The 5,656-nt window shown below is 57.8% G+C and carries 5 protein-coding genes; 1 reads left to right on the plus strand and 4 read right to left on the minus strand.

Annotated features, from left to right (window positions below; genetic code table 11):
* The coding region (locus tag N4A58_RS05715) for a tyrosine-type recombinase/integrase (protein ID WP_293708326.1) at nt 1-1,080 on the plus strand (1,080 nt) is incomplete at its 5' end.
* Between the two features lie 12 nt (nt 1,081-1,092).
* Here N4A58_RS05715 and repC read toward each other — a convergent pair.
* From repC to N4A58_RS05735, 4 genes are all read right to left on the minus strand, one after another.
* Nucleotides 1,093-2,376, minus strand: a complete 1,284-nt coding sequence (repC, locus tag N4A58_RS05720; protein ID WP_093455151.1) for a plasmid replication protein RepC — start codon at nt 2,374-2,376, stop codon at nt 1,093-1,095.
* Between the two features lie 160 nt (nt 2,377-2,536).
* On the minus strand, nt 2,537-3,532 hold the full coding sequence (repB, locus tag N4A58_RS05725; protein ID WP_093455150.1) for a plasmid partitioning protein RepB: 996 nt from the start codon (nt 3,530-3,532) through the stop codon (nt 2,537-2,539).
* A gap of 103 nt (nt 3,533-3,635) precedes the next feature.
* Nucleotides 3,636-4,847 (minus strand): plasmid partitioning protein RepA, encoded by a 1,212-nt coding sequence (repA, locus tag N4A58_RS05730; protein WP_093455149.1) that lies wholly within the window; start codon nt 4,845-4,847, stop codon nt 3,636-3,638.
* Nucleotides 4,848-5,343: 496 nt separating this feature from the next.
* Entirely contained in the window at nt 5,344-5,646 is a 303-nt protein-coding gene (locus N4A58_RS05735; RefSeq protein WP_293708327.1) for a DUF736 family protein, read from the minus strand.
* Nucleotides 5,647-5,656: the final 10 nt, after the last annotated feature.

The following is a 5,656-nucleotide window of genomic DNA, read 5'->3' on the forward strand; positions in this document are numbered from 1 at the left end:
AAATCGATCTCAGACGCACCAATCGGGTCTTCCATCAACGAAGACGACGCGAGAGACCCGACATCCAGCGAGGCTCTGACCCTGCCCTCCCATGTGGCCGGCTCAGGTACGCTGGATCGACTGGCCGAGAACGCACGTGATTACGCCAAGGCCTCGACCGCCGAAAACACCAACAAGGCCTACGCCGCCGACTGGAAGCACTTTGCGCGTTGGTGCAGATTGAAAGGCGCGGAGCCCCTACCCCCGTCTCCAGAGATGATTGGTCTCTATCTGACGGACCTGGCCGCGCCGACCAATGGGTCCCCTGCCCTCTCGGTGAGCACCTTAGATCGCCGCCTTTCTGGGCTTGCCTGGAACTACGCGCAACGTGGGTTCGCGCTGGACCGCAAGGATCGCCACATCGCCACCGTCCTGGCCGGCATCAAGCGCAAACATGCGCGGCCACCGGTACAGAAAGAAGCGATCCTGCCGGAAGACATCCTCGCAATGGTGGCCACCCTGCCCTACGACCTGCGCGGCCTGCGTGACCGAGCCATCCTGCTCTTGGGATATGCTGGCGGGTTGCGCCGTTCTGAAATCATCAGCCTCGATGTCGGTAAAGACGATACGCATGATTCAGGCGGTTGGATCGAGATCCTCGGTGACGGTGCTGTGCTGACTCTGAATGCCAAAGCCGGTTGGCGCGAGGTGGAGATTGGCCGCGGTTCTTCGAACCAAACCTGCCCCGTTCATGCGCTGGAACAATGGCTGCATTTCGCGAAGATCGACTTCGGACCGGTCTTCGTCCGCACATCCCGCGACGGAAAGAAGGCCTTGGAAAAACGCCTCAACGACAAGCATGTCGCCCGCCTCATCAAATCCACCGTCCTGAAATCCGGCATTCGCGCCGAGCTGCCGGAAAAAGACCGCTTAGCGCTGTTTTCAGGCCATTCCTTGCGCGCCGGTCTCGCCAGCAGCGCGGAAGTCGACGAACGCTATGTCCAGAAGCAGCTCGGACACGCATCGGCCGAGATGACCCGCCGGTATCAACGCCGTCGCGACAGATTCCGGGTGAACCTGACCAAGGCCGCGGGGCTTTGATCCGCTGCCCCATTACGCCGCCTGCCCGCTGAGCCTACCGTAGAAGCTACGCTCGAGGTGCAACTCCCCTGCCCCGGCCTTCTGGACAATACCACGGAGATAGCCGCCCGGAGACGCGACTTCGCCGGCGCAATGCTTATCGAAGGTCAGAACCAGCGCGGCGGTTGCAATTTGAGGCCCAAGACGAACCTGCGCGAGGTTCCAGGCATGCTCCGAGACGCCAATCATTGGCCTCAACTGGCCAGCAACCCGGTGCAGATCGCCCCAATCTTTGAGATACCCGCCCATATTGCGCGCCCAGGACGCGAATTCGGGACAAGCCTGCATCACAGTCGGCAAATCAAGCGCTGCTCCACGTTTTTTGCGGGTCTCAGCAACCCACTCTTCCAACTCCCTATCAACCTGCTCTTCCGGTGGCGCATTTGGCACCACGCCCGCCGCTTGCTCAGTTTCTGAGCGATTACAGGTTACAGGATTTAGTTGGGTTGTAATTAGTATATGGGGGTCAGAAATGACCTCCCTGGGGTTCATTTTTTGAGTCTTTTCGAAGACTTGTGCCTTGGTTGCAGGCGTGTTTTCCACAGGTTGGACAGCCTCAGTTGCCTTAAGGTAAGCTGCCTCGACACGCTCCTGAAGCTCTTTGAACCAGGTCAAGAGCCGGACAAGCTGTTCGGAAGCTTCGTGGCGGCGCGGAAGCCGGTCCAAAAGCTCTTCGAAGAGCCCCGTGAACTGCGCCCAGGGCCCGCGCAGCGCGTTGCTGACGGCAGCCTCGATCCGCGCCCTGATCATCCGTCGTGCCACCGTGATCTGGCGCTTCAGGCGCTGACAGAGCTCACGTTCGGCCTGTAAATCGGCATGCAACTCCTCGAACTCCTCGACACGGGCCGACAGCGGCGACAGATCGAAGCCGTAGGCCTCGATAATGCGCCCATCGGCGTCCCTGCGCCCCCACCGCTTGCCGTTCGGGCTGTCCTGGAAGGAGATCACGCCGATCTCGGCCAGCCGTCGCGCATGGCGTTTGAGAGCCGAGAGCGAGAAGCCCGTCTGCTCCATCAGATAGGCGTTTGATGCCCAGACGATCGGGCGCTGCCCCTCCTCCCAGTCCTGGGCCTGAGTAAAGGCCCCGAGCGTGTCGAGGAGCATCATGTCTCCGGCCTTGAGGCCAATGTATGCACCGACCCGCTTTACGGCCACGAAGGCCCGCGTCTTGGGTACAGCTAACTGTTCACCGGCTTGGGCAAGCTGCTCTGCAATGCCAAGACCCGGTGTCGGCTTGCGCCAACCTGTATGTTTCATGCCTGTTTCTCACCTCCAGTTATGTGGAGGCAAAAGAAAGCCGTTCGCCGAAGTGGCGTTCTTGTTGACAGTGATTCGCGGGAGAGATATCTTCTAAGCGACCAAACTTTTCAGATTAGCTCTCAGGCCACGCTGCTTGGGGGCTTTTCTTTTGCCTAGATCATTGTTCTGACTGCTCCTCTTTCGTCGCGAGGAATTCACTGTACAGCTGATCAAGCCGGCCCGAGAGAAAATCCCCGAACTCGGTCGAGTCTTGCGCCGTGAGTGAAATGCTGAATGCCTTTCCGGATCGGCCGATGACGCCTTTGATGCGGCCTTTGCCGGCGGTCCAAGTACGTTTCTTGGGCGCGGCACGCGCTTTTCGGCTTTTCGGCGCCCTGCCCGCTTCTGCTAGCTTGCTGTGCAGGAACTCGAAGCGTGCATCGCTGTCGAGACCCTGAAAACCGTCGAACTCCAAAGCTCCTTTGAGGATCTTCTCATTCTTGGGCTCCGAGGCCAACTTCTTGAAATCCTCCCAACGATCGCGCCCGATCTGCTTGGCTGGGCCAATCTGTTCGATGACGTGCCGCGGGACGTTCTGCGCCACTGACAGCATGCGCGAAAGCAAAGTACCGTCAATGGTCAGGGCGGACTGGATCACGTCCTTTGCTTGCCCCATATCCAAAAGGCTCTTCGCAAATAGGGCCTTCTCAATAAATGAGAGATCTGCGCGCGCAGTGTTCTCCTGCCCTTGAGCAAGAATGTGGGCCACGTCGTCCATCGGCTTTACAACTGCGCGAACCTTACGGCCGAGCGCCGATGCAACTCGCACACGGCGATGCCCGAAGACGATCATGTAACGACCATCTGCTTCTGGATGCGGTCGAAGTAAAACCGGTGTGTCCTGGCGACCGGCCGCGATCGATGCTTTCAGTTCGTTGAAAGCAACATCGTCATCACTAAGCCGATCCGAAACGAATGACACATCGATCAATTGCGGATCAATCTCGACTATTGTTTCGCCTTCAAGGAGACGCTTCGAGTTCTCCGCAAGGCTATCAATCGAAACCTTCATCGACTTCGAAGCTCCGCGCATTGCGTATCCGGAGCGCCCGGAATCCTTGGGCTGCTCCGGCGAACCAGCCATGACGCTCTTCAGGAGGTCTTTGCGAGCCATCAAGTCATCTCCACTTCGTTAGAATCCAACCGGCGCGCAGTCTGCATTTCGACAGTTGCACGGCTGTCAAAATTGGCGCTCTGCACGGCTGTCAAAACCACAGTCATTCTCGCCCCCAAGCCTTGTGGATCAATTCGGCGATTTCGTCGTTGACGTCGTTCAGGGAGGTCACTGCACGGTCATAAGTGGTTCGAACGAACTGAGAGCGCTCAACTTCGTAAAGCGTCTGTTTGGTGATCCCAGCGTCGGAGATCGCCGTCGATTTCAGTACAGGAGCCGAAAGCATCTGGTTTGGAAACATCGCCTGGAGGAACCCGACCATCTGCTTTTGAGGACCATCTGTTGGCTCAAACCGCGTTACGAGGTAGCGGAACCACTTCAGGCGCATGTTTGCTCCGGCGTCACGGATCGTCTTCATGATCCCGCCCAGCATCAAAAGAAACTGGCTCATCGACATGACGTCCAGCATCTGAGGATGGACCGTCACAATTACCGAGGAAGAAGCCGTCAGAGCAGTGAGCGTGAGGTAGCCCAGCTGAGGAGGGCAATCGATTACGACCACGTCATAGCGGTCATCAACTTCACTGAGCGCCTTGGATATCCGAGTGAAGAAGGTGCGGCCCTCATGGGGATCGCTGCTCGTCAAAGCAACCGGCGTATCGTATTCGTACTCCTGAAGTTCGAGGCTTGCCGGAACGATGTCTAGGTTTGGGAAGTTTGTCGGCCGGATTACTTCAGAGATGGGCTTGCGCTCATCGTCATACCGGAGCGTCTCATAAAGCGAGGGCACGTTGTCGAGCTCAGGCTGGATACCGTGCAAAGCTGTTAGTGAGGCTTGAGGATCCAAGTCGATCGCAAGAACACGATGGCCCTTCAGCGCTAAATGCTGAGCGAGATGAGCTGCGGTAGTGGTCTTTCCGCTGCCCCCTTTGAAGTTTACGACAGAAACAACGTGCAGTTCTTCGCCAGGCTGTCGATAGGGGACATAACGGCGCCTTCCGGGACGGCCATGCTTGTCCAGATAGGCTCTCAATTCCAGCATTTGCTCAGCCGAGTAGCTGCGCCTGCCGGAAGACGACGTTTCGGGCTCGGGGCCTTTGCCCTCGAGGTGAAGCTTCTTGATCGTCGATTGGGTCACGCCGAGATAGTAGGCAACCTCTGCCAGAGAGAACTGACGTAGACCTTTCTGGGCGTCTGGAGGATACTGTTCCTGTCGCAACATGTTGAGACGGTCAGAAATCAGCTCTCCCTGCTGAAGGATGATCTCGTCGAAGGGTTGATCCTTCGTATCAGCCTCAAAAGACCGTTGTCGCATCTGACTGCCCTCTAAATATCGCTTTTTCAGCGATTTCGCTCATTAAAGTGTCATCTACACGGAAAAATGAGTCTTAACAATGATTTTCGCCCGGCGGCTCGACCCCACCCAATCTGCCAGCGGGCCTAGATGCCTCGACAAACTGTAGTGATCACGGATGGCTCCTACCCAATATCTTGGGATGACCTGTCGCAAGCTCTGACTTCCAGCCAATTAGCGCGTCACATGACCACGACCGCAACCTTATGTTATTATTTATTTTTCCTCCATTGCACGGCTGTCAAAATGCAAGAGGTACTAAGCCTTAAAGTGCGTGGGGGACGACGGAAAAGTCTTCTCCGAAACGGATTGCGTCATCATCTCCCTTATGCCCGATCAGCTTTCAGTTGCTTCCACCAAGCACACCAACCAGTGCGCGCCAACATGCAGGCAATGCATGTCAATGCGAAGGGACGCGGGGGGAAATCGGCTGGGTTGCCCCGGCCGATTCTTTGCGTCACGCGGCGTCTTTGGGGCCCCAGGGGATGACGGCCTGCAGGGACAGATCGTCCTGGTTCGCGGCCTTGCCGAGGTTGGCGTTGAAGCCGTGGTCGCGGATGGTCAGCGTGTAGTAGTCGGCGCCGGTCTCCTTGCTCTGCTTTTTCCAGATACCGCCGCACTCGACCAGCTTGCCGCGCGGGGAACGGCCGAGGACGCGGTGCGTGGGGGCCATCGGGTTCGCGCTCGCGACGGGTTCGACCGTGATGTCGAGGTCGAAGGTCAGGGTCGAGATGGAGCCGACGCCCTTGGCGGTTTCGATGTCGGCGCTG

Source organism: Donghicola sp., assembly GCF_025210255.1.
Classification (GTDB): Bacteria; Pseudomonadota; Alphaproteobacteria; order Rhodobacterales; family Rhodobacteraceae; genus Donghicola; species Donghicola eburneus.